The organism is Butyrivibrio sp. NATIVEDY162 (assembly GCF_045999815.1).
Classification (GTDB): Bacteria; Bacillota; Clostridia; order Lachnospirales; family Lachnospiraceae; genus Butyrivibrio.
In genome coordinates this window covers 2,085,790-2,109,161 of sequence record NZ_CP172573.1, presented here as the reverse complement: position 1 = coordinate 2,109,161, position 23,372 = coordinate 2,085,790, and the positions used below count along the sequence as shown (strand labels likewise).

26 protein-coding genes and 1 tRNA gene are annotated in these 23,372 nt (G+C 38.8%); all 27 read left to right on the top strand.

The window, feature by feature from the left end:
- The first annotated feature begins 4 nt into the window (after positions 1 to 4).
- The 27 genes from ACHCNF_RS09185 to ACHCNF_RS09055 all read left to right on the top strand — a co-directional run bounded on the left by ACHCNF_RS09185 (position 5) and on the right by ACHCNF_RS09055 (position 23,361).
- Positions 5 to 580, top strand: a complete 576-nt coding sequence (locus ACHCNF_RS09185; RefSeq protein WP_408069514.1) for a DUF6145 family protein — start codon at positions 5 to 7, stop codon at positions 578 to 580.
- A gap of 75 nt (positions 581 to 655) precedes the next feature.
- Positions 656 to 1,660 carry a tRNA dihydrouridine synthase DusB gene (dusB, locus tag ACHCNF_RS09180; RefSeq protein WP_408069513.1) on the top strand — a complete coding sequence of 335 codons (1,005 nt, stop codon included), beginning with the start codon at positions 656 to 658 and terminating at the stop codon, positions 1,658 to 1,660.
- A gap of 350 nt (positions 1,661 to 2,010) precedes the next feature.
- Complete coding sequence (greA, locus tag ACHCNF_RS09175) at positions 2,011 to 2,490, top strand: transcription elongation factor GreA (protein ID WP_408069512.1); 480 nt, start codon at positions 2,011 to 2,013, stop codon at positions 2,488 to 2,490.
- A 97-nt stretch (positions 2,491 to 2,587) separates the two neighbouring features.
- Positions 2,588 to 4,153: a lysine--tRNA ligase gene (lysS, locus tag ACHCNF_RS09170; protein ID WP_408069511.1), complete on the top strand. Its 1,566-nt coding sequence runs from the start codon at positions 2,588 to 2,590 to the stop codon at positions 4,151 to 4,153.
- Between the two features lie 261 nt (positions 4,154 to 4,414).
- A complete protein-coding gene (locus ACHCNF_RS09165) occupies positions 4,415 to 4,765 on the top strand; it encodes a DUF6462 family protein (RefSeq protein ID WP_408069510.1) in 351 nt (116 codons plus the stop codon).
- Between the two features lie 2 nt (positions 4,766 to 4,767).
- The gene (locus ACHCNF_RS09160) at positions 4,768 to 5,031 is read left to right on the top strand and encodes a DUF6462 family protein (RefSeq protein ID WP_408069509.1); all 264 of its coding nucleotides are present in this window, start codon (positions 4,768 to 4,770) and stop codon (positions 5,029 to 5,031) included.
- Positions 5,006 to 5,788 carry a ParA family protein gene (locus tag ACHCNF_RS09155; protein WP_408069508.1) on the top strand — a complete coding sequence of 261 codons (783 nt, stop codon included), beginning with the start codon at positions 5,006 to 5,008 and terminating at the stop codon, positions 5,786 to 5,788. Before ACHCNF_RS09160 ends, ACHCNF_RS09155 begins: the two co-directional genes overlap by 26 nt.
- A gap of 14 nt (positions 5,789 to 5,802) precedes the next feature.
- On the top strand, positions 5,803 to 6,774 hold the full coding sequence (locus ACHCNF_RS09150) for a ParB/RepB/Spo0J family partition protein (RefSeq protein WP_408069507.1): 972 nt from the start codon (positions 5,803 to 5,805) through the stop codon (positions 6,772 to 6,774).
- The gene (locus ACHCNF_RS09145) at positions 6,764 to 7,159 is read left to right on the top strand and encodes a replication initiator protein A (protein ID WP_408069506.1); all 396 of its coding nucleotides are present in this window, start codon (positions 6,764 to 6,766) and stop codon (positions 7,157 to 7,159) included. The genes ACHCNF_RS09150 and ACHCNF_RS09145 overlap by 11 nt, the downstream gene beginning before the upstream one ends.
- Positions 7,160 to 7,179: 20 nt before the next feature.
- Positions 7,180 to 8,232: a replication initiator protein A gene (locus ACHCNF_RS09140; RefSeq protein WP_408069505.1), complete on the top strand. Its 1,053-nt coding sequence runs from the start codon at positions 7,180 to 7,182 to the stop codon at positions 8,230 to 8,232.
- 2 nt (positions 8,233 to 8,234) lie between these two features.
- On the top strand, positions 8,235 to 8,528 hold the full coding sequence (locus ACHCNF_RS09135; RefSeq protein ID WP_408069504.1) for a hypothetical protein: 294 nt from the start codon (positions 8,235 to 8,237) through the stop codon (positions 8,526 to 8,528).
- Between the two features lie 15 nt (positions 8,529 to 8,543).
- Positions 8,544 to 8,774 (top strand): hypothetical protein, encoded by a 231-nt coding sequence (locus ACHCNF_RS09130; protein ID WP_408069503.1) that lies wholly within the window; start codon positions 8,544 to 8,546, stop codon positions 8,772 to 8,774.
- Positions 8,775 to 8,831: 57 nt separating this feature from the next.
- Positions 8,832 to 9,128: a helix-turn-helix domain-containing protein gene (locus ACHCNF_RS09125; protein WP_408069502.1), complete on the top strand. Its 297-nt coding sequence runs from the start codon at positions 8,832 to 8,834 to the stop codon at positions 9,126 to 9,128.
- 40 nt (positions 9,129 to 9,168) lie between these two features.
- Positions 9,169 to 9,241 (top strand) — tRNA-Ala (locus tag ACHCNF_RS09120).
- A 150-nt stretch (positions 9,242 to 9,391) separates the two neighbouring features.
- The gene (locus tag ACHCNF_RS09115) at positions 9,392 to 9,733 is read left to right on the top strand and encodes a Mor transcription activator family protein (RefSeq protein ID WP_408069501.1); all 342 of its coding nucleotides are present in this window, start codon (positions 9,392 to 9,394) and stop codon (positions 9,731 to 9,733) included.
- 301 nt (positions 9,734 to 10,034) lie between these two features.
- Positions 10,035 to 10,229 (top strand): helix-turn-helix domain-containing protein, encoded by a 195-nt coding sequence (locus ACHCNF_RS09110; protein WP_408069500.1) that lies wholly within the window; start codon positions 10,035 to 10,037, stop codon positions 10,227 to 10,229.
- A gap of 102 nt (positions 10,230 to 10,331) precedes the next feature.
- Positions 10,332 to 13,598, top strand: coding sequence for an FtsK/SpoIIIE domain-containing protein (locus tag ACHCNF_RS09105; RefSeq protein ID WP_408069499.1), 3,267 nt, complete (start codon positions 10,332 to 10,334; stop codon positions 13,596 to 13,598).
- 3 nt (positions 13,599 to 13,601) lie between these two features.
- Complete coding sequence (locus ACHCNF_RS09100; RefSeq protein ID WP_408069498.1) at positions 13,602 to 14,213, top strand: hypothetical protein; 612 nt, start codon at positions 13,602 to 13,604, stop codon at positions 14,211 to 14,213.
- A gap of 2 nt (positions 14,214 to 14,215) precedes the next feature.
- Positions 14,216 to 14,467, top strand: a complete 252-nt coding sequence (locus tag ACHCNF_RS09095; protein WP_026509134.1) for a hypothetical protein — start codon at positions 14,216 to 14,218, stop codon at positions 14,465 to 14,467.
- A gap of 4 nt (positions 14,468 to 14,471) precedes the next feature.
- A complete protein-coding gene (locus tag ACHCNF_RS09090) occupies positions 14,472 to 14,765 on the top strand; it encodes a hypothetical protein (protein WP_026509135.1) in 294 nt (97 codons plus the stop codon).
- The gene (locus ACHCNF_RS09085; RefSeq protein ID WP_155831388.1) at positions 14,762 to 15,034 is read left to right on the top strand and encodes a hypothetical protein; all 273 of its coding nucleotides are present in this window, start codon (positions 14,762 to 14,764) and stop codon (positions 15,032 to 15,034) included. The genes ACHCNF_RS09090 and ACHCNF_RS09085 overlap by 4 nt, the downstream gene beginning before the upstream one ends.
- Positions 15,031 to 16,416 carry an HNH endonuclease gene (locus tag ACHCNF_RS09080; protein ID WP_408069497.1) on the top strand — a complete coding sequence of 462 codons (1,386 nt, stop codon included), beginning with the start codon at positions 15,031 to 15,033 and terminating at the stop codon, positions 16,414 to 16,416. Before ACHCNF_RS09085 ends, ACHCNF_RS09080 begins: the two co-directional genes overlap by 4 nt.
- The gene (locus ACHCNF_RS09075) at positions 16,409 to 16,783 is read left to right on the top strand and encodes a DUF6985 domain-containing protein (protein WP_408069496.1); all 375 of its coding nucleotides are present in this window, start codon (positions 16,409 to 16,411) and stop codon (positions 16,781 to 16,783) included. Before ACHCNF_RS09080 ends, ACHCNF_RS09075 begins: the two co-directional genes overlap by 8 nt.
- A 32-nt stretch (positions 16,784 to 16,815) precedes the next feature.
- Entirely contained in the window at positions 16,816 to 19,170 is a 2,355-nt protein-coding gene (locus ACHCNF_RS09070) for a hypothetical protein (RefSeq protein WP_408069495.1), read from the top strand.
- A 203-nt stretch (positions 19,171 to 19,373) separates the two neighbouring features.
- On the top strand, positions 19,374 to 20,993 hold the full coding sequence (locus tag ACHCNF_RS09065; protein ID WP_408069494.1) for a hypothetical protein: 1,620 nt from the start codon (positions 19,374 to 19,376) through the stop codon (positions 20,991 to 20,993).
- A gap of 20 nt (positions 20,994 to 21,013) precedes the next feature.
- On the top strand, positions 21,014 to 21,985 hold the full coding sequence (locus ACHCNF_RS09060) for a helix-turn-helix transcriptional regulator (RefSeq protein WP_408069493.1): 972 nt from the start codon (positions 21,014 to 21,016) through the stop codon (positions 21,983 to 21,985).
- Positions 21,982 to 23,361: an ADP-ribosylglycohydrolase family protein gene (locus ACHCNF_RS09055; RefSeq protein WP_408069492.1), complete on the top strand. Its 1,380-nt coding sequence runs from the start codon at positions 21,982 to 21,984 to the stop codon at positions 23,359 to 23,361. The genes ACHCNF_RS09060 and ACHCNF_RS09055 overlap by 4 nt, the downstream gene beginning before the upstream one ends.
- Positions 23,362 to 23,372: the final 11 nt, after the last annotated feature.

Here is a 23,372-nt window from a genome sequence, read left to right as displayed (position 1 = left end):
AAATATGAGTAAGAACGAAGATAAGGAAATACGAAAAGTATATAACGAGGAGTCACGTCCCGGGGATGAAGAGAAGCTGCATTCAGATACGTTGAATGCTGACAAATCTAAGGGAAGAAGACTTATTATCAATAAAGAGACTGGAAAGATCACAAATGCAGAGACAGGAGAGGAAGTGTCCGATATACAGGTTGTGACAGAAGACGGATCACTTGGAAGTGTGTCTGCGGGTGGAAGGATCATACTTTGCGGCGCAAATGCATACGAGATGAAATACTATTTTAATCCACTTTTCAAAAAGATCCCTGAGAGTATCCAGAAGGAGCTCCATATTATAAGCGTTCTGTTTACACAGGAGGCCGGTGGGATTTTCACAATAGAATTCGAGGATGACGGCTCTATCACCATGGAAACTACAAGGAGCGAAGAGGACATCACTTATGATGAAGTAAGCGCGGGGCTCCTTATAGGAGAGGTGAGAAGACAGAGACAGGACCTTTTCGAAGCGCTGCAGATGTATTACAGAGCGATGATACTTCACGAGGATATGAGTCATCTCTTGAGTGAGGATGATGAGTGAACTGATATGTTGGTAAGGGGATAAATACATGCCTTATCATCCATATGAGTTGGCAATTTAGGTAGTAAAAGTGCTATGGAAGTAATAAAATATAACGATTATCTGCATCCTCTTACGATAGGAGATGTGGAGCTGAAAAATAATATAATATTAGGACCTATGGCAGGCGTATCAGACCTGCCATTTCGTCTGTTATGCAGTGAGATGGGTGCGGGACTAGTCTGCATGGAGATGGTGAGCGCCAAGGCTATCACCTATCACAACAGAAATACCGACAATATGATGGAGATTCATCCGTCAGAGAGACCTGTTTCGCTACAGCTTTTTGGGAGTGAGCCTGAGGTTATGGCGAAAGCGACCAGAATGATAGCTGATAAGCCATACGACATACTTGATGTAAATATGGGATGCCCTGTTCCTAAAGTGGTAGGGAACGGAGAAGGCTCTGCACTTATGAAAAAACCTGAGCTCATAGAACAGATAGTAAGAGCGATGGTCTCAGAGACTGACAGACCTGTGACTGTTAAGATAAGAAAGGGCTTTAATGAGGCAAGCGTAAATGCTGTAGAATGTGCTCTTGCGGCAGAAGAAGGCGGAGCATCTGCAATAGCGGTTCATGGAAGAACAAGGGAACAGTACTACAGCGGAGAGGCAGACTGGTCGATAATAAAAAAAGTGAAGGAAGCTGTGAGAGTTCCGGTGATCGGAAACGGTGACGTGACTGATGGCGAAAGCGCAAAAGCACTAATAGATGCGACCGGGTGCGATGGAGTTATGATAGCAAGGGCAGCAGAAGGCAATCCCTGGATTTTCAGAGAGGTGATAGCATATCTGTCAGGATGTGAGGTTCCGGAGCGGCCTACAATGCGCGAGATCTACGATATGGTAATACGCCATGCTGACCTGCAGCTAAAGTACAAGGGTGAGTATATCGGAATAAGAGAGATGAGAAAGCACGTATCATGGTATACAACGGGGCTTCCGGGTTCTGCAAAGTTCAGGGCAGTCATTAATACCATGAATGATATGGACTCACTTAAGGAGGCCTGTGCGCAGGTATTTGGAGTGGACAGAAATTAGTGTCTTGTCTGGATGACAATTTGTTTAATTACTTGTCTAATTCTCAATATGCATCGTCATCTTCAATCGCCGTAGCCACCGCTACGACTCGTTCGGATTCCTAGCCTATTGAGAATGATACTTCGTAATTAAATCAAAAGTCATCCAGACAAAACACTAGTGGTCATAGGAAAATAACAGGATATTTTTATAAAATGTGACCGTGGATATGTAATGACGATATTTGGGTATCATACAAACGGTTAAAAGTTATTTTGACTTTATATAATTATTCATATATAATGCTATGGATTGTAGATAAGTATATAAGGGACGTAGTGTCCGATTTTTTCATAGAAAGGGTATATAAAATGGAAGAAAAAAAGAACATTTTGACCTACGAAGGACTCAAGGCTTACGAGGATGAGCTCCATGACCTCAAGGTTGTAAAGAGAGCAGAGGTTGCTGAGAGAATTAAGGAAGCTCGTGAGCAGGGTGACCTGTCAGAGAACGCTGAGTACGATGCAGCTAAGGACGAGCAGAGAGATATTGAGGCTCGTATCGAAGAGCTTGAGAAAATCCTTAAGAACGCTGAAGTTGTTGTAGATGAGGATGTTGACCTTGATAAGGTTAGCGTAGGTGCTAAGGTAAAGCTTCTTGACGTTGAAGCTAATGAGGAGATTCAGTACAGCATCGTTGGTTCATCAGAGGCTAACAGCCTTAAGGGCAAGATCAGTAACGAATCACCTGTAGGTAAGGCTCTGATCGGCGCTAAGGTAGGCGAGGAAGTTATTGTAGAGACTCAGATGGGCGAGTTCAAGTACAAGGTTCTTGAGATTGTTCGTAAGTAATAATATCGAATACTTAGGAGCGGGGAGTAATGAAAATTTGCTCCCTTTTTGATTAATAAATATCATTGTTACCGTTTTTAGGAAAGAGGAGTAAAAAGTGGCAGAGAATCAGCAGAAGAATCAGAATCAGCAAAAGACAGAAGATATAAACCAGCTTAAGAAGGTTCGCCGCGAGAAGCTTGCAGACCTTCAGGCTAATGGTAAGGATCCTTTTCAGATCGTAAAATATGATCAGACACATCATGCACAGGAGATCAGAGATAACTTCGAAGCTTTGGAAGTTGTTCCCGAGACAGATGCAGAGGGTAAGCAGATCACACCTGAGCTTTCAGCTATCCCCGCAGAGAAGATTGTATCCCTTGCAGGAAGAATGATGAGCAAGCGTGTAATGGGTAAGGCTTCTTTTGCAAATCTTCAGGATAAGTCAGGCAGAATGCAGCTCTATGTATCAAGAAATGACCTGGGCGATGAGTCTTATGCAGCCTTCAAGAAGATGGACATCGGCGATATCATAGGTGTTAAGGGATTCGCATTCAGAACCAAGACAGGCGAGATTTCTGTTCATGTTAAGGAGCTGACACTTTTATCAAAGTCACTTCAGCCTCTTCCGGAGAAGTTCCACGGACTTACAGATACAGAGATCCGTTTCAGACAGAGATACGTAGACCTTATCATGAACGAAGAGGTTAAGGATACATTCATCAAGAGATCTCAGATAATCCAGGAGATCCGTAACTTCCTGTCAGCAAGAGACTTCATGGAAGTTGAGACACCTATGCTGGTTGAGAATGCAGGTGGTGCTGCAGCAAGACCTTTCCTTACTCATTACAATGCACTTGATGAGGAGAGAAAGCTTCGTATCTCACTTGAGCTCTACCTTAAGAGGCTTATCGTTGGTGGTCTTGAGAGAGTATACGAGATCGGCCGCGTATTCAGAAATGAAGGTACAGATACAAGACACAACCCTGAGTTCACACTTATGGAGCTGTATCAGGCATATACAGATTATGAAGGAATGATGGAACTCACAGAGAGCATGTTCAGATACCTTGCTGAAAAGGTATGCGGTACAACACAGGTTCCTTACGGCGATCACATCATTGACCTTGGTAAGCCCTTCGAGCGCCTTACAATGAACGATGCTATCAAGAAGTACGCAGGCATTGACTTCGATGCTGTTAAGACAGATGAGGAAGCTAAGGCTATCGCTAAGGAAAAGGGCGTAGAGTTCGAGGATCGTCACACCAAGGGCGATATCATCAACCTCTTCTTCGAGGAGTTCTGCGAAGAGAAGCTGATCCAGCCTACATTCATCATGGATCATCCTCTTGCTATATCACCTCTTACCAAGAAGAAGCCTTCTGATCCCGACAAGGTAGAGCGTTTCGAGCTCTTCATCAACACATGGGAGATGTGCAATGCTTACTCAGAGCTCAACGATCCTATCGACCAGAGAGAGCGCTTCGCAGCTCAGGATGCCAATGCGGCAGCAGGCGACGAAGAAGCAGAGCATACAGATGAGGACTTCCTCAACGCACTTGAGATTGGCATGCCTCCGACGGGTGGTATCGGTTACGGTATCGACAGACTTTGTATGTTGCTTACTAATAGTGCTAATATAAGAGAAGTTTTGCTCTTCCCGACACTTAAAAGCATGAAGTGATGAAAGCCAGTATTTATGCGGGTTTCGAGAGATGGGAATAAGGTTCTGACCACATTTTGACCACAACGTGATGACCACAGTTGATTTTGATTGTTTACTGTTGTCCGGTGGTTGACCACACAAAAACTGTTTTTACATACAGAAAACTCTAAGAATTGAGAGTTGCTTTTTAGAAAACAAGATTCTAAAAAGCAGCTCTTTTTTGTTGGCTTTTTCATGGAAGGTTCTTGATCAGCACAAAAAAAGAAAGGAATCAAGAACATGAAAAAAGAAAGAGAAGACAGACCGTATTTTGATGAAAACAAGAATTACCTGGATGAGGATCCGAAACCTTTATTTGATAAGCAGAAGATCATTGAGGAAAAAGTCGTAATCAAAAGAATCCGAAAGCAGTTTCTTTCATACAAGGAGGCAGAAATAATTTACAGCCTTCAGCACAAGAAGCTTCTTGAACTTGGTGATGCTTGCGGAGCACTTTATCGGGACGGAAATACGGTAAGGATCAATCGAGATATCTTTGATGCTTATCTAGAGAATTTCCATCAGCCTGCCGGAATGTACCAGACAAATGGTAACAGAGAGAAAAAGAAGCTGGAAGAAAGGCAGGGATGATTATGTTTGGAACAATATGGATGTTCTCAGATCAGATAGATGATGAGGATCTTCTATTTGCTCAGAAGTCATTCATCACTATCACAATGGCGATCGAGTATTACGGAATGAGCTATAAAGCTGTCAATCATGCAGCTGATTGTGCAGGTGCCATATATAAGCTCAATAAAAAAGTACTGATAAGTAGAGAAATATTTGAAGACTATCTAAGAAAACATGGAAAGGATGGGAGAAGAAATTATGTGCCGAGTAATTGCTATCGCTAATCAGAAAGGTGGGGTCGCAAAGACCACAACAGCAGTGAATTTAGGAATTGGACTTGCAAAGATGGGGAAGAAGGTTTTACTGGTGGACGATGACCCACAGGGGAGCATGACAATCTGCCTTGGTTACAGAGAACCGGACAATCTGGAACTCACAATCGTGGATATTATCGAGAAGATTGTTAATGAAGAGGATATTCCTGAGGACTACGCAATTCTTCATCACAGTGAAAATGTGGATGTGCTTCCATCAAATATCGCTCTTTCAGCCGCAGAAGTTTCTCTTGTAAATGTAATGAGCAGAGAACTTGTGCTCAGGGATTATGTGGAGAAGATAAAGCACAAGTATGACTACGTGATCATAGATTGTATGCCATCGCTTGGTGTTATGACAGTAAACGCCCTGGCTTGTGCAGATTCAGTGCTTATTCCGGTGCAGGCTGCATTTCTTCCTGTAAAAGGTCTGCAGGCACTTCTTAAGACTATCTACACAGTAAAGAGAAGGCTTAATGCAAAGCTAGAAATTGAAGGAATCCTCTTAACTATGGTGGATAAGAGAACTAATTATGCAAAAGAAATCATTGAGGAAGTAAACGAAGTCTACGGAAAGACCTTGAGAGTCCTTCCTACAGAGATACCGCTTTCAATCAGGGCAACTGAGACCTCTGCCATGAGTAAGAGTATTTACGACTATGATCCAAGAGGTAAGGTTGCCAGTGCATACACAGAACTCACAAACATCGTTTCACAGAATGCATAAGGGGGATTTCGGATATGGCTAAAAGAGAAAAGATACATTTCGAGTCAGTAGATCAGCTCCTTGGAGCTCCGACAATTAAAGATGGTACGGAAGAAATAAGAATGGATAAGATTCATGCATTTAAGGATCATCCTTTCAAAGTCATAGATGATGAAAAGATGGAGGAGCTTGTTGAGAGTATCAGAAATAATGGAGTTCTCTCTCCCGTTCTGGTAAGGCCTGATCATGATGGTGGGTATGAAATGATTTCAGGGCATAGAAGAATGCATGCAGCAAAGTTGGCTGGATTAGAGACACTTCCGGCAATAGTTAAGGAAATGGATATTGACGAAGCTACCATAATCATGGTTGACAGCAATGTTCAAAGAGAAGAGATACTCCCTAGTGAAAGAGCTTTCTCCTTAAAGATGAAAATGAAATCGATGAGAAGGCAAGGTGCCAGAACAGATTTAGCTTCTAGCACCGAGTGCGACAGGTCTACTTCTCGTACTGAGTGCGAAAAGACAGAAGCCTCATCTCGCACTGAGTGCGACAGGCTATCAGCGGATATTGCTGGGCAATCATTTGGATTAAGGGCAAGGCAGGTTCAAAAGTATGTTAGATTAACAGAACTCATCCCAGAATTGCTCCAAATGGTCGATGATAAGTCAATATCGGTCAATATAGGTTATGAGGTGTCAGCGTTCGACAAAGACGTGCAAAGGTGGATATTTGAGTACAGGAGCGATAACGGATTTCTGAAGATGGAGCAGATTGAGGCACTTAAGGAGCAGAAGAATTTAGAAAATCTCACCCAATACACCGTTATCAGAATCATGAATGATGCTCTACCAGAGCCTAAGACAAATGGAAAGGTTGTTCTCCCAGCAAAGAGATTAAACAAGTTCTTTCCCAGTCATATGAGTTCTAAGGAGCGAACAGACATAATAATTGATCTTCTTACAAAATGGAAACAGGAACAGGAGGACTCTAACGATGAAGCTTGATTATCACTATGGGAGACAGGCCATGCAGTATGCAATGGTCGAGATACCGCTTCTTATGTTCTTGGATGATGCCTTTGAATCATTATCCATAGAAGCAAAAGTAGTATATGGGATTTTACTCCAGAGAATAAAACTTGCAGGTAGAAATGGTTGGAGAGATGAAGAGGGAAAGCTATACGTCATTTATCCACTAGAACAGATGCGTAAGGATATTGGGCTTTCAACAAAGGTCATAAGCGCTGGACTTAAACAGTTAGAAGAAATTGGAATTATCGACATAGTAGTCAGGGGACAGGGGAAACCCAACATTATTTACGTTAAGAACTTTATTTATAAGGATGAAGAAAATGGTTCCAGAGATGCGAAAATCGCATCTCTGAAATAAGGAAGGGGAGAGAGGATAACATGAGATTTGAGTATTTCGATGGTAGAGAGCCAGCATCAAATTTCTATATGCCTGTGCCTAAGTGCCTGCATTTGGATCCGGAACTTAGAAAGATATCATGTGAAGCTAGATATCTGTATGCTATCATGCTTGACAAAATGAAGTATGCAGCAAAGAAAGGGCAAGTAGATAAAGAGGGGAGGACTTATATTTACTATAAATGGCAGGATATCAGCGAGGACATAGGAAAGGGCAGAAATACAGTTTTTAAACTTCTGGAAGAGCTTGATGTGGCAACTGGGGTTGGTCTAATAGAGCGTGTAATAATGGGGCAGGGCAGACAGTCAAGAATCTATGTTATGAGAATAGTTGAGGCAGAGCAGGAATATGTGCCTGATGAGTATGAGGCAGAGGATAATGTTCAGAAGTTTAAAAATAGGGATTCTGAGGAAAAAATAGAAGTTTCAGAATCCCAAAAAGTAAACTTCAAGAATGTTAAAAATAAGGATTCTAGAGTACCAAATTCTAACACGCAAGAAGTTTACGATTTGGGACGCATTAATAAAAATAATAATAATAAAAATATTTATAATAAAAATCTTATCCATATCTATCCCAGTAATACTATGGTTTCGCAGATGGATGGGATGAGATTGGATGATGAAACAGCAACAAGACTCTATGTCAGGGAAGATATAGGGACTGATGCAATCTGCAATGCTTATCCACAATGGGAAAGCAAAGTTCGTGGACTTGAAGATCTGATTGTTGATGTGCTTACTTCCAAACGTAGGAAAATCACCATTTCTGGGGAAGAAAGGGAACTGAATGTCGTTAAAGGGCGATTTATGAAGCTTAACAGATTTCAGCTTGAAACGGTTATAGAAAATTGGTCCAAGCTGAAAAAAGCACCGCAAAATTCAAGAGCTTATCTGCTGGCAATGCTGTTTAATGTGTCCGGGACAGCGGATATGCAATTTGAGGCTGAATGCAATGAAGGGGCACAGAGCAACTATCAGCATGTAGCAGTCAACAATAACAATACAGACTATGACGAGTTAATGGAGGGTTGATTATGTTTATATTAAAGCTTTTAGTAAAAATCATATTGTTACCGGTATTCCTGATGGTTTGCTTCATCAGGACATGGGTTGAGGTGCTTTCCAGAATTGGCTGTGTAATCCTGGGGCTCTTTTACCTAGTTATGCTTGCAATAATCATCATGTATGTCAGCAAGCAGATGTGGGGAGCTGTAGCTATCTCTGCAGCTATGTCTTTTGCCGCATTTCTTGTGACATTTGCAGCTGTGGCAGTAGGAATGGCGCTTGAAGGTATAGGCGATAAGATTTCTGACATACTTGCATCATGAATAATGGGGGGAAGCATGGGAAAAAAGCATATATCCAATGATGAGCGAAGGGAGCTTGCCTGGGATCAGGCAAGAGTTAGAAATAAAGTGGATATTGAAAAAATGATAGCTTTTTTGAAACTTGATATGAATGAGTTTGAAGTTGATTATACGACAAAATGCAAGCTATTGTTGCTGGGAGATTTTATTGCGAAAGACCTTAAAAAGCTTGTGGCAAGGTCTAAAAGCCATTCTGAAGAGATTTAAAAGTATTTGCTCGACAGTGTCAAGCAAATTGGAGAAGCATTCATACGAGGAAAATAGATGAGAAATTCGGTAGAGATTGGTAAAAGAATAAAATATTTACGGACAGCAGAAGGAATTAGTCAGCGTGAACTTGCTGATCAATTATTTTACGCAAACAGACAAATGATATCATGGTATGAAAATGGTCACAGAAATATTCCATTAGAGGTTCTTATAATGTATGCCGAGAGATATGATGTGTCTCTTGACTGGCTCGTATTTGGAAGCTCCAGGACTGATAACGAAGTAAAAAGAACATGCTTAAAAGTTGGAAATGTTGAAATGGAGATATTATACAGATTAAAGTTGGAATGATGCTATAATAGTGCCTGAAGGCGACTATTACTGGAGTCTTGGGGCATTGGCGCAGTTGGGAGCGCATCACACTGGCAGTGTGGGGGTCACGGGGTCAAGTCCCGTATGCTCCATCAGAATATGCAAAACTAAAGGATTATACATAAAAAGAGTCTATATCATTGAAGTTATAGGCTCTTTTATTTCGCAAAAAAAACACGCCCTGTAATGAAAGGAGGAATGCACTGTAAATAAGTGAGGAAATTTTGCAGTGAAAATTTCATATGAAGAATGCAGGGTATAAGACAAGTGATATTTTCAAAAATGATTCTTTACAATTGAATAATGAAGAGGAGGTGATAGATATAAACAGCAATCCAAAGCGTTATAGTGGTGTATATAAGGAGCTGGCGGAACTTATAGGGGATGCTGCGACCTTGAAAGTGTGGAAGCGATTTTCTGGACTTAACATCACATTTCCTCAAAAACTCTATTCTAAGGAATATAGAAAGGAATATATAAGGGAGAACATGCAAGTTGCCAAGCCGGCTGAAATGGCAAAGCTTTTAGGACTTTCTGAACGTAGAGTAAGGCAAATCATGGAAGAAATCAAGCGTGGGGAATAAGCGTTTATGTTATAGCAAATCCCATATATGTTACGGATAAGGATTCCCAAAAGAATATAAAACGTTTCTGAACAAAATATAAATAAGCTCCTGATCCAGCATAAATAGAGGCTAATAGATATACTGATTGATGATGTAATCGTTGATATTGTTCCGTTTGAGGATTATAATTTACTGGTAAGTGGTATTTACAGCATAACAAAAAATTGCTGGAACATCGCATGACATCTGTGAATAAGGCAATCGAGGCATCATGGAGTTCCTATGCTCTATGGTGCCTTTTGTTTTATGAGGAATACTTATGGAAAACTACATTACATTATCAGAGGCTTCTCAAAAGTGGGGAATCTCCGAAAGAAGGATAAGGACTCTATGTGCAGAAGGACGTATTGAGGGTGTGACACGCTTTGGTAAAGCATGGGCAATTCCGGAAAACACAAAAAAACCTTCTGATAATAGGGTAAAGACAGGAAAGTACATAAAAAAACAAACATAGGTGTTTATTTAGAAAGATGCTGTTATTTTTTTTGGACAGTATAGATGATAGTCTAAAATTACTCAAAGAATAATTATGTCTAGAGAAAGGTATGGTTAATATATGCATACACTTGAAGCAATTAATAAAGACTATGTGGAGATAATAAATAAAATTGACGCATTACAGGCTTATTTTAGAAAAATTAATTCTGTAAGCATAGAAAAGTCGTCAAGGGGCATACAAAGTGCCCTGAATCAAATGAAGAATATGGTAAGTGAAATTGATTGTAAGTCTTATGATCAGATCATGGATACCATTGCAGTTGTGGAAGCATATCTTTTATGCGTGGATGCAATTGGTGGATACAAAAAGGCATTATTAGGCGCATTGCGATTGGATGCTTCATCAATCAAGGGATTGGCTAATAATATCGCGGAAAAGCAGGCGGAGTTCGATAGAAGAAAAGAGGAGTTTTATCAAAAATATAATTATTTGATGAACTCAGAAGAAGTTATACAGGCTGCAATGCCTGCATGCATAGGGAACGTTGTTAGCACAATACAGAAAAAGGCAGATAGTCTTAAGGAAGAAGCCAGGGAAATATTAGGAAAAGAGTTATCGGTAGAACTTAAGAGAACAGATGGAGCAAATAATACTGATAAGTTACCTGAGACTATGCTTGTAGCAAGATATCCTTTGAGCAAAGTATCGATGCAAATTCTTAATGATGTAGGAGTTAAGGAGTCGTATCAGGATTTGATGATCGACTTAAAGAAGCAGGGAAACTGCGTTTTGCATACAGCATATGAAGATATGGAAAAGGAGGATGTTGATAATTTCATCATTTCTTACATTTTCAGATATTTAGATTCTTTTCCTGTTGGAACTGTTAATGTGCATATTTTTGATCAAAATGCGAACTATCTTTATAAGAGATTGTCTAACTGCTTTCAGGCAGAAAATGCTGGTGAAAATACAAAGAAAGCGGTACAAATACATAGCGATATCAGTGATTTAACGGCATTTAGGGATGTAAATTGCGAGGATATATTTAAGAAAACATCACTTGAGTATCCGGATTTGTTTTCTATATATGATCATGATAGGACAGATGCATTTAATCTTATTGTGCTACGTGATGGATTGGTAGATGGTAATGCATATGCTCCTTCGGATATTCTAGATATCATCTATTCTTTGTCGAGGCCTGGAGATACCGGGCACAAGTGTGGCTTAAGATTTCTTGTAGTAGATAATAGTGTTTCTTTTGATAAAACACTTAATCCAAATGCAAAGCATGTAATTGGTCAGATAGTACAGAATTGTGAGTTGGAAATTGAATATAAGGAAGGCAAGTTCGTTGCTGATGGAAAGCATACAGAGGTTCTTCATGTAAATGGCAATATGGATGAATTTGTACAAGCAAGAGCTCAGGCTACAGTAGAATTACTGAATACTAAAGAACGTAATTTGATATCAATTGATGAAATATCAGATGGAGGTAGCACTGAACTAGGCAGCATAATGTATATTCCAGTTGGGCAGTCAGGAAGCAGTGTTGTTGAACTGCCATTTAGTTGTAAGGATGAGAATGGTACTGTCGCTGGACAATGCATTGGATATATGGCTATTGGACAAAGTGGCTCTGGTAAATCTTCATTTTTCCACAGCTTGGTGCTGAGTGGCTGTATTAGGTACTCACCAAAAGATTTGCAGTTTTGGCTACTTGATTTCAAGAATGGAGGTGCGTCATCAAAATACAGTAAATCGGGGCTCCCTCATATAAAAATGATTGCTGAAAATAACAAGATCGATGATGCATTGTGTTTGTTCCAGATGGTATTAGAGGAGATGGAGCGAAGAAACAAAGCATTTAACAGGAATTTTTCAGATAACATCATTGATTACAATAAAATCGCAGTCGAGAAGGGGCTGGAGTATTTCCCGAGGATAATTATTGCAATTGATGAAGTACAAGAAATTTTTAGGGATGACAATGCGTCTGTTTTGCAGAAACTTATCTCATCTATAGCTACCAGGATGAGATCAGCAGGCATGCATTTTGTTATGGTTGCGCAGAACCTTAGCGATGGAAAGTCATACATGTTAAAGGATGCGTTTTTACCAAGTGCAACTGGAAGAATATGTTTCCGTGTGGCGCCTGATATTCCACGAGATTCAGGCTTTGAAGAGGAGTTTGTTCAAAGGAAACAGGAGATTACAGAACTAAAGACAGGCGAAGCATATGTATCATACGGAAAAGATACTATTAAGAAAGTAAAAATGGCATATACTTCTCCAGAAGAGATGAAGGATAAGTATTTTGATGATATTAAGAATAAGTATCCTCGGTTTGCGGGAATGAGACCGTTAGTAATCGGATCAAAGAAGCGATTGTCGGTTTGCACTCCGATTCAAGGAACAGAAAAGTCATTTGCAGCGGAAATGAAAGAGCTAAAAGCAAAAAGAGGCACTTATTCTGCAATTGTTGCGGAAGACACATATAGAATGTCTCCGTTAAAAATCGAGTTCTCGCAACATGAGAATTCTTCAGTTCTATTACTTGGGGGTGACAAGCAGATTGCTTCTTCTTTGTGTAGTTCATTTGTTCTGTCATTAGCAAAACAAAATGTGGCTGTGCATCTGTTTAATGGAGATAGAACTAAGGTACAGGATGAATATGATGCGGTGGCGCACTCATTTATGTATATATGTCAGAACGCTGCATCATTTGGTGGGTGCGTTACAAACCATAGATTGACAGACTTTTCCGAGGTTATCAGAAGTATATATAGTGAGTACCTAAGACGACAAGCTCTGTATCAGAAAGCAGAGGATGAGGATCCGGAATTTGATCCATTATTCCTTGTAATAAATGATTTGTTTGCTATTGAAGCGTTTAGCAATAATGAAATGATTGAAGGTGATCTTCTAGAGGCAGATAGTCATACTGAGCCAGAAGAGTTTGACATAATGAATGTGGACGTGGATGCTTTATTTGAAGATATGGAATCCTTTAAGCCAACAAGCAGTGGGAAAATCAGGGAAAATGTTCAGACAATCATAGGTACTATACTTAAAAATGGTTGGCGACATAATATGCATTTGATTTTGGGGTTGAAGGGAGATCCATATACGTGGCGAAATACACGAGTTGTATCTGACACAAATAATATCATTATGTTTAATAGAACAGAGTATGTAGATCAAATGGAAAATACATACTTCCTTAAAGAAATGCTTAAAAATATTTCTAATGACGGCAAAGAAGAGACCATGGCAATATGGTCAAATAGAAAAGCGGTAAGTAAAGTCAGACCAATCATCTATAACATGTCTGATCCAGATGAAGCTACTATGCTCGATTCGATAATCAAAGGGGAATGATGCATGAAAAAATTGTATGAAAGAATTGATGATATAGACATAAAAGGTGAACCATCTCAGTTAACTGAAATGGTGACTGCCATTGATATTGCGTTACAGCACGTGGCAGAACAAACAGATCAGCTAACTATAAACCTGGTTAGATACAGTGCTTCAAACAAAGGAACTCAGTACGAAAAGGTCGCTGACCATACAATAGAACTGAGAGATGCATTGTATGAAGCTTCTTTGGAACTAAACGATATACAAAACCAGGTAGTAGATTATCAAAATAAAGTGTCTAGATATGATGAAAGAAATGAGTATGCAGCTAAGCATCACCCATATCTTGTAAATATTAACCAAAATATTAATGTTGAAACAAAAGTTGTTCAGTTTGAAAAAGCAGAAATGCGCCATGTTGTGGCATTGTTGAATAATTACTATCAGACAGTTGTGTTTCAAATGAGGACCATTATCCAAAAGAAGAATGATATTGGGATGATATGGCGTGATTCACAGTACAGAGATTTCGCAAATTTTATTGACTTGGTTACAAATAGGGTTAAGGATGCGTTGAAAGAGTATCAGGAATATGCAAGGTATTTGGATGGAAAAATTAAGGAGCTGAGCTGATCATGGATATTAGATTTGACGCAAATGCAGCAAATGAATTAATTAGCCAAATGAATATGTATTGTGCTGGAATTTTGCAGGAAACTCGTGGCCTCTCGGAAATCATGAACAATACTGACGGGTGGAATGATAATCAGTCTAAAGCATTCAAGAATAATGTGAAGGAATTGAATAATGATTTGAAGACGGCCTTATCACTTGAAAAGGACTACATGAAGACTTTCCAGCAACGCGTAAAAGAACTGAGGGGATGATGAAATGGCAGGATATGATATGGATGTCAATTATGACACCTTATGCTCGGTGGAAGAAAAACTAGAAAAAATACAATTCGATTTGGATAACTCAACACAGAAGATGGCGGATGCAATTCAAAGAAGCCAGGATTTTTTGGCAGGAAATCAGTACGAAAAAGCCAAATCTATAACGACAAGAAGTATTGAATTGACAAAAAGAACTCATGATAATATCGGCAATGCAAGAAAATATATTGGCGACCTAAGAATGATAATGGAAGAGTATGGTAGGTGTGGTTACCCAGGAGAGGCATGATGAAGGAGATAAATTTAACTCCATTAAAAGATATTGATGTTCAGTATGAGAAGATCACTGAAACGCTTGATACAAAATATAAGTGCGATTGGGATGACTCTGTACATGAGTCATACGGCAGGTTTGTAACTCAGCTTCGAGAAATGGCCAAAGATGTCAAAACAATCAGATGTAGGGTAGAGACGTTACAGAAAGAAGCAGAAGAATTGAGAATTGAAGAGCTAGTGGGTAAAGCAGATGCATTATGTAGAGAGGCAGACGCAGTATGATCACGAAAGCAAAAGTAAGTCTGGCATCAGTTAAAGCTTTTAGCCAGGCGGCAATCGATAGCAGGGACTTTTCATTCAAATTTGATAGGGGAATATTATGCATTGAGCAGCTGATGAAAAGCTTTTCTGAATTAGAGCAAGGCGTTATGGAAAAAATAAAAACTATGCAGGGCTCAAAGGATAAGCTGGCTATAACAATGCGTAGCATAGAAGAGATTATTGCCAGGCTCACAGCTCAAATAAATGAGTTGCAGGATAAAGCATCAGGAATGGAAAACGAATTGGCCTCAATGAGTCCTTCATATACGACAACAGATGAGAATGGGGAAGAGCATGAAGTTCCAAATCCAGCATATGTTGCTCTAGAGGCAGAAATATCAGCAGTTTACAGCGAAATCGCATCGGTGCAGGAAGAGTTGTTTCCACATGAGCAACGACTGGATAGAGCGCATTTTATAAATAGCAAACTATCATCTCATATTGACGCGGCAAATAGCATAGCATATGCACTTTCTGAAAAGCAGAATCAATGTAAGCAGCTTATGACAGAATTGGACGATATTAAGAATTCTAATTCTAGGAAGAGCACTGTTGCTGTTGATAATCTGAAAAAAATAGAACAGCAAGTAGCAGCCTATATGAGGACTAAGATGTCATATGATATGGGTAAAGGTAGTAGTGGTTTAGCTGGGAATGGTGCTGTAAATATAAATATTAATATCAATAAAACCACAGTTATTAATGAGGATCGAATTCAACGTCTTGAGCTAAACGATGAATATATTAAAGAGCATCAGATAAAACTTGATTCCGAAAATCATATTAATGAATTTGAAGGAAAGAAGTTTGGAGGAAAGTATAACTCATACAAAGAAAGAATAGATGGTACATCGAAAGAGAGCCCGATTCTTGGAAGATATGATGGAGAGAGAGGAGAATCAAAGTATATTCCATCCAATAGAAACGCTGAAGGAATAGTGGTGATTGGCATTCTGAAAAAATATGGCGTTGATGGAATAGAGTATCGGAACGGAGAGCCGGATTTTGAAGTATGCGCTGAAAGTGTAGTAAAAATAGAACATATGACAGAATTTAGATATGACTATGAGGCGCCTAAAGGAGTACTCGGTAACTTTACCCAGGCTGATATAGAGTGTGCCAAGGCGTGGAATTTCGAAGAGAAGGATGGCCGTTCAAACTGGGAACCTCGAGATGTACTTAATTATAGAAAAGCAAATGGTCTGACATGGCATGAAAAATGCGATACAGAGACAATGGTTATGGTCAGATCTGAGATAAATGCTTATTTCAAGCATGTTGGTGGTTGTTCTGAGTGCAGACTAAGGGATTCGTCTGCTGATGAAGGAGGATTCGATGAGTAACAAAGTTAATCTCAACATATGGGGAAGAGATTTTGAATTGAATATTGTATTTCAGAATTTTCCTGGTGAAGAAGTTACAGCGCAACAAAATAGTGTTGTAGATTCGTTGACTTCCATTGATTTTAGTGCATCGCTGGATTCGGTCAAGGATTATATTGTGAAATATAACTCGGAAGATTTAGGCGGAACAGAGATTACTAATATCTTCAAGTATGTTATCCCAAAGAGTGTACTGATACCTAGAGAAAACGATAAAAGGGTTGCTGCTCTTATGTGTAATTATAAGTTTGATATGGAACATGGTATGGCTGTTGTATATGAAAATGAACAATACAAAGCTGTTGGTCCACAAGATATAATTCTTTGAAATTATAAATGATGTAAGGAGACGGAGTTTTTATGGATATCAAGTACGATGAGTATCTTGAGAAAGGTACAGAAAAGCTTTTAGAAATCTTTTCTTCGTCTGATATTTCTGAAGGAGAAAAAGAGGCAGTTGTATCGGCCTTTTCCGATGAACTGGTTAGTAATATCGGAGACACAAGTAAACTTCAGGACTATGAGCACTTAATATACAGTGTTTCAGTGAAATATATAGATGATTGCCTGTCAAAATTGTTATCTAATACCGAGGCTTCATATAGCGATTATGAAAAAGCTATTAAGTATTGCGTTAGGGAAAAAGAAATTCTGCAGATTTTTCAGGTAAAAAAGTGGAGTGTTCCTGTTATAAGCAATAATGACTTGGATAAGTGTGAGTCAACCATAAGAACAAGGCAGGAGTCGACTTCAATAAGCAGTAAGATTTCGGAAGAAGATCATAAGATTGATGAGCTTGTAAACACAGCACAGACAGAATTGAGTGTTAGTGCATGTGATAAGGCTTTGGAATTACTTGAAGAATTAGCAAATGATTTGGCTATATGTAAACAAAAAAAGCTGACGGTTCCCTCTGTAAATAATAAAGACACTAAGAAAATAGCAAAAAAAGTGTCAGATATCAGGAAAATTGCAGAAAAAAAGGAAAGCTTACACCAGGAAATGTATGGTATTGATTCACAGATCGATAGCATAGTTTCTATGCCAAAGACATCGCCAAAGCATTGGGAAGAGGTTATTGCGCTTTGTCAGAGGCAGATGCCATTAATATCAGAATGCAATAAGAAACATTGGCCACAGCCGTCTTTGTCACATTCAGATACAAACGGTCTGATTACAAAATATCAACATTATATACACATGAATGATCTTGATAAGGCAATTGTATCAAGTCGCTCCCTTTTAGAGAGTGGAAAACAATATAAGGTCTTCTTTAGTAACTGCTCACAGCTTTCCAATTGTATAGATACTTGCAAGAAAAATAAGTGGATGCTTCCAGAACTGGCTACTACGAATCCGCAGAAAATTGAAGCGGAAGTAAGAGAAGAAAAGAAGCAGAAAGACCATGTGAAGAAAATAAAGCAGACTATTACATTAGCTGTTGCCGGAGTATTTGCGATTATCATGCTGGTTGTGTTCTGCATCCTTAAGTATAGAGAGGGGAAGGTTCAGATTCCATTTGACCCTGATTATGTTGAAGGTGCAAGCTTATCGACAATAGTTGATGAGCTTGATGAGGCAGGATTTGAAAATGTACAGAAAGTAGCCGATTATTCTGGTTGGTTACAAAGTGATCAGGTAATATCGGTTTCTATTGATAATCAGGATACCTATAAGAAAGATACATATAAAAAACCTGACGTGAGCGTGGTTATTACCTATAGCAGTTCAGATAGAGTGTATGCTACGGATCTTTTGAAAGACTGGAAGAGTTCGAAATATACAGATATTGTTGAGAGTTTAAAAGAGGCAGGATTTACAAACATAGTAACAAATGAAGTAGATACTGCTGAAAAAGATTATGATCAGTTGGTAGAGGCTGTTGAATTGAATGGCCTGCCTTACAAAAATGAGCATTGCTACTTGCCGAAAAATGCACCAATTTCAATATCTTATTATGCATTAAAAATCGGTATTGGAAACGATAGTGCCCAGTTTATTGGTCAGGATTATAAATCTGTTGTAGATAGCCTTAAGGAGAGCGGATTTACTAATGTTCAGACAGAAGTAATTAACACGGGTTGGGTCAAAGGAAATACAGTAATCGGTGTTAATGTTAATAATTCTGATTCGTATAGCAGTAGTGATTCCTTTGCTCCTGATGTAAGGATTATCGTTAAATATAGTAGTAATGATAGGATAGACATTACTGAGCTGGTAAAAGGCTGGAATACTAAACAGTATGAGTCGCTTAAGACAGGAATAACATTAAAAGCATTCACTAACGTAACATACAAAGAAAAGTTAACCGACAATAAGTCGTTAAATAAACTTGTTGCAAGCATTTCCATTAATAACCAGCAGTTTGATCAGGGCGATTGCTTTGTACAGAAGAATGCACCGATTGTTGTCGAATACTATGTATTAAGGATTACTATTGGTCAGAGCGCATCAGACTTTAAAGAAAATAAGGAAGGTAAGTATAAGTCAGTAGTTGATTCGCTGAAAGAAATGGGTTTTACAAACATAACAGTATATAGAAATGATGATCTGTTTAATGGGTGGATTACGAAAGAAGGCTCCATAGAATCTATTTCAATAAATGGAAATGAGACTTTTGAGGCAACAAATCAATACTATTATAATGCGCCAATAGTTATAGTTGTGAACACCTTTAAAGGCAAAGGATGCGAAGATATTACCAAGACAAAGTGACCCAACATTTCTTGAATTAGTAAGACAAGTGCTGAAGAAATTCGGCACTTGTTTTAACTATATGAGTATAGAAAGTGAGCTGTGGAATTGTTACGTATCATAGCTGTCTATGCCAGAATATTAAATTTTTGTGATAGACAGATTCTGTCATTGTGGAATGATATTATTGATATAGTGAATGACAGATTATGGAGGTATACATCATGCAGATTAAACTGAATAATTCAAATATAGTTTTATTGCTTCCAAGGGGATATGGACAGGTTGATAATGGTGAAGCCTTATATGGAGATATGTATCATGTAAGAAAAGCCAATGATATACAGATGTTTCAGAATATAGCGGCAAGATCATATGGGAATACTGTGATTTCACATATTTCACGTGAAGAGGCAATGCCGTTTGATAAAGAGGCATTGATCAGTCAGATACATGCAAATCTTAGTGACAATCAGGGACTCATTGAGGTTGAAACAGGGAAGAACCCTAGAGGCTTTGAGTATGTATATAGCATTATAAAGACCTACCATCAGGATTGGTTGAATGTAAATTATTGTTTAAGGATGAATATTATAAATGGAGATGAGATTATTGATGTAACAGGTAGCTTCTTTGAAATTATCATGACGGGCGAGCGTAGTGCAATGGGATGGAATTTTGCCATGAATGCAGGGTTCGAACGTGATCAGAATAATAAAGGCGAATTAACTCAGATCAAAGGATGGGCGGAGGATCCGTATGATCCAAGCTTTACAAGAGGTTGCCGTATGATTATGCCTGAGCGCCCCGGGTTAGATGGACTATTTCCGGATGATCCTCTTTCGCAGGCTAGAGAACTTGTTTTGGCATTAACTGAAGACTCATATTATAAAACAAGGGATGAGATAGAAGCTGAAAGTAAAAAGGATACAAGCAATAAGGGTAAGAAAGCAGAAAAGGAATTGACTGATAGTACGGAGAAAAGCGAAGAGGATAAAGAAGATCCCAGGGAAGTATATAAGATGCTTTTTAGCAAAGATGTTTCTCGAAATGGAGCATATAAGATAGAAATAGCAGATAATCAAGAGAATAAGGGTAAGTTTGTAATTAAACTTCCGGATATAAAAGCTATCGATTTATCCAAGACAGCAGCCCTGGCAAAAGATGGAATTAAGTCAGCAGTAAGTAAAACAGCATCAGAACTCGATAAAGTAAAGACTCCATTTGAGATACCGGATGATTTCAGATGCAAGTTGAATAAACCAATGCCAAAGGAACTTCCGGGTTGGGGGAAACGGCAATACATAGGGTTTGGAAAACACTCTTTTGCAACTAGAGCGCTTATTATGAGTTGGCCTGTAACAGAGACAGAATCGTTACCGCTTGGTGATGAAGAGGGAATTATAAATCAGTTTCATCAGGAAGGAAATGAAAATCTTGGACTTATTGCAGCTAAGTGCGGACTCACTCCTAAGGGAAACCGATATGCATATACAATTAGAAAAATGATGTTCTTTGATGAGGAAGGTAATCCGCAAGGCCCGATGGATTATGAACTAAACTTTAATATTAGAGTGAATGGAAAAATCCATTTTATGAATGGCTCATTCCAACCGGAAGAGAATCTTGAAGGAATAAGGGGAAGTGCTCTTGGTATTATGGAACGTGGTAGCTGTGAGTTAAGACTTAATGCCGAACATTGGGTAAGGGATCCATACGATGAAGCATATAAGAAGGGGCTGCTTATGACATGGGAAGAAGACGAAAAGTTTGATGGACTTTTCCCATATCATCCTTTATCAGAAATGAGAAGATTTGTTAAATATGTGATTGAGAATAACTAACCGTTTATCTGGGAGTAAATATGGAAGAGATTAAAGGCGATAAGATTTCTCGAATACTTGATATTTATACAAAGCTCATGGATGGCCGTGTTATTTATAAATCTGAAGAGGCACTTCATCATGGCGTTAATGAAAGAAGTATCCAACGTGATATTGATGATGTCCGTTGCTATTTGGAGAATGATGCATCGGAGCGAGGCTATATAAACTCAGTAATCTATGATCGAGAGAAAAAAGGATATAGACTAGAGCAAATATATAAGATCAGGCTTACGAATAGTGAGGTGCTTGCTATTTGCAAGATACTTTTGGATAGTCGTGCATTTTCCAAGAAAGAAATGAAAGATATTCTTGATAGATTAGTGAATTGCTGTGCACCAAAGGTAAACCAGGACCTTGTGTATGATCTTATAAAGAATGAGGAATACCATTATGTTGAACTCAGACATAAGAAAGCTTTTATTGATGTATTATGGGACGCAGGAATGGCAATCCGAGCTTGCCATTATGTTGAGATAAAATATGAGCGTCTGAAAGATAAGAAGAATGTAAATCGTAAGCTTAAGCCTGTGTCAATAATGTTCTCAGAATATTATTTTTACCTCATTGCATTTATTGATGATGAAGACGAGGCGCGACAGGACTTTGATGTTTTAAATGATGCTTTTCCTACAATATACAGAGTGGATAGAATTAAGAAACTAAAGGTTTTGGAAGAGCGCTTTGAAATGCCATACTCAAGCCGATTCGAAGAAGGTGAATTTAGGAAAAGAGTCCAATTTATGTATGGTGGCAAATTACAAAAAGTTAGATTTAGGTACACTGGGCCCGATGTGGATGCAGTTCTTGATAGATTACCAACTGCAGAGATTGTTGATGAGGATGAAGAAGGCTACGTACTGAAAGCAGAGGTTTTTGGTAAAGGAATAGATATGTGGATTAGAAGTCAGGGGGATTATATTACAGTGCTAGAAGGAGGAACAGACAGATGATAGGCGCAATAATAGGAGATGTATCTGGGTCCCGTTATGAAAGACTAAATCATAAATCAAAAGAATTTGAATTACTCGATAAAAGATGTCATCCCACAGATGATACCATTATGTCTCTTGCAGTGGCTAAGGCTATTCTGGAATGCGAAGGTAATTGGGAAGAACTTTCAGAAAAAGCAGTATCTGCAATGAAGGAACTGGGCCGAGCATATAAGAATGCAGGATATGGAAAATCTTTCATTGGTTGGTTATCAGAAGAAAATCCAAAACCATATGACAGCTATGGTAATGGAGCAGCAATGAGGGTAGGCCCATGTGGATTTGCTGCTAGCAATATTCCTGAGGTAAAAGAATTGTCTGCTGCAGTTACAAAGGTTAGTCATAATCATCCTGAAGGAATGAAAGGTGCTGAAGCAACTGCTATTGCTGTTTTTATGGCTAAAAGTGGTAGGAGCAAGGATGAAATAAGGGGATATATCGAAGAATATTATTACAAAATAGACTTTACACTTGATCAGATTAGGGCTTCATATAAATTTGATTCTTCATGTCAGGGATCTGTACCAGTGGCTCTTGAGGCATTTTTTGAAGCGAGTGATTTCGAGGATGCTATTAGAAATGCAATTTCGGTTGGCGGTGACAGTGATACTATTGCAACAATTGCCGGAGTGATAGCTGAAGCGTTCTATGGAATCCCTGAAGGAATAATAGAAGCAACTACAGATTACTTAGATAGTCGCCAGATGGAAATCCTTTATTATTACGAGAAAATGTATCCTTCTAAAGCGCTTGATTCTGATGGTAAAGCTACAAGGACTGTGTTTGAGGTAATTGATGACTGTGTAGATAAGGTAATACCGGCAGGAACATCAATAACTGCGGAATGTGATGAAAATGGAAATATTATTCATGCGCAGGTAGATGAATCTGTTATGAAACCGGATTTTAGTTCCTTTGATAAACGCGATATAGGCAAAGAGGCAATAGAAATACTGTCAAAAGCTAGCTCTGATCTGACTAGGGCTGGGAAAAAAGCAGGTAAAAAGGCCGGAAAAGGTATTTTGACTGCCGCAAAATCTATGAAAGATACCATAGATAAAACTAAAGAAATGGCAGCTGCAAAAGCGGTTAATTGCTATGCCATTGCTACAGAAAACACAGAAGATACAGAATCTACTATGTACGCGGTAAGCGTATTGCAAAAAGCAGGATTTGACGCAAAGATACATGTTGCACAAGGCACAATGTTCGGATATGTATTTGCAAAAGGCGAGGATTATGAAAAGGTTGCAAAATTGTTGGAAGATGTAAAAGGAGTGGCTTTAAACGCCAATCCGGTAGATAAAGTAATGGCTGAAATGATAAGAAAACACTAGGAGGTACGGAT

Coding starts and splice junctions, on each gene's coding strand:
- ACHCNF_RS09185 (WP_408069514.1), top strand. CDS start 5: ATGAGTAAGAACGAAGATAAGGAAATACGAAAAGTATATAACGAGGAG.
- dusB (WP_408069513.1), top strand. CDS start 656: ATGGAAGTAATAAAATATAACGATTATCTGCATCCTCTTACGATAGGA.
- greA (WP_408069512.1), top strand. CDS start 2,011: ATGGAAGAAAAAAAGAACATTTTGACCTACGAAGGACTCAAGGCTTAC.
- ACHCNF_RS09165 (WP_408069510.1), top strand. CDS start 4,415: ATGAAAAAAGAAAGAGAAGACAGACCGTATTTTGATGAAAACAAGAAT.
- ACHCNF_RS09160 (WP_408069509.1), top strand. CDS start 4,768: ATGTTTGGAACAATATGGATGTTCTCAGATCAGATAGATGATGAGGAT.
- ACHCNF_RS09155 (WP_408069508.1), top strand. CDS start 5,006: ATGTGCCGAGTAATTGCTATCGCTAATCAGAAAGGTGGGGTCGCAAAG.
- ACHCNF_RS09150 (WP_408069507.1), top strand. CDS start 5,803: ATGGCTAAAAGAGAAAAGATACATTTCGAGTCAGTAGATCAGCTCCTT.
- ACHCNF_RS09145 (WP_408069506.1), top strand. CDS start 6,764: ATGAAGCTTGATTATCACTATGGGAGACAGGCCATGCAGTATGCAATG.
- ACHCNF_RS09140 (WP_408069505.1), top strand. CDS start 7,180: ATGAGATTTGAGTATTTCGATGGTAGAGAGCCAGCATCAAATTTCTAT.
- ACHCNF_RS09135 (WP_408069504.1), top strand. CDS start 8,235: ATGTTTATATTAAAGCTTTTAGTAAAAATCATATTGTTACCGGTATTC.
- ACHCNF_RS09130 (WP_408069503.1), top strand. CDS start 8,544: ATGGGAAAAAAGCATATATCCAATGATGAGCGAAGGGAGCTTGCCTGG.
- ACHCNF_RS09125 (WP_408069502.1), top strand. CDS start 8,832: ATGAGAAATTCGGTAGAGATTGGTAAAAGAATAAAATATTTACGGACA.
- ACHCNF_RS09115 (WP_408069501.1), top strand. CDS start 9,392: ATGAAGAATGCAGGGTATAAGACAAGTGATATTTTCAAAAATGATTCT.
- ACHCNF_RS09110 (WP_408069500.1), top strand. CDS start 10,035: ATGGAAAACTACATTACATTATCAGAGGCTTCTCAAAAGTGGGGAATC.
- ACHCNF_RS09105 (WP_408069499.1), top strand. CDS start 10,332: ATGCATACACTTGAAGCAATTAATAAAGACTATGTGGAGATAATAAAT.
- ACHCNF_RS09100 (WP_408069498.1), top strand. CDS start 13,602: ATGAAAAAATTGTATGAAAGAATTGATGATATAGACATAAAAGGTGAA.
- ACHCNF_RS09095 (WP_026509134.1), top strand. CDS start 14,216: ATGGATATTAGATTTGACGCAAATGCAGCAAATGAATTAATTAGCCAA.
- ACHCNF_RS09090 (WP_026509135.1), top strand. CDS start 14,472: ATGGCAGGATATGATATGGATGTCAATTATGACACCTTATGCTCGGTG.
- ACHCNF_RS09085 (WP_155831388.1), top strand. CDS start 14,762: ATGATGAAGGAGATAAATTTAACTCCATTAAAAGATATTGATGTTCAG.
- ACHCNF_RS09080 (WP_408069497.1), top strand. CDS start 15,031: ATGATCACGAAAGCAAAAGTAAGTCTGGCATCAGTTAAAGCTTTTAGC.
- ACHCNF_RS09075 (WP_408069496.1), top strand. CDS start 16,409: ATGAGTAACAAAGTTAATCTCAACATATGGGGAAGAGATTTTGAATTG.
- ACHCNF_RS09070 (WP_408069495.1), top strand. CDS start 16,816: ATGGATATCAAGTACGATGAGTATCTTGAGAAAGGTACAGAAAAGCTT.
- ACHCNF_RS09065 (WP_408069494.1), top strand. CDS start 19,374: ATGCAGATTAAACTGAATAATTCAAATATAGTTTTATTGCTTCCAAGG.
- ACHCNF_RS09060 (WP_408069493.1), top strand. CDS start 21,014: ATGGAAGAGATTAAAGGCGATAAGATTTCTCGAATACTTGATATTTAT.
- ACHCNF_RS09055 (WP_408069492.1), top strand. CDS start 21,982: ATGATAGGCGCAATAATAGGAGATGTATCTGGGTCCCGTTATGAAAGA.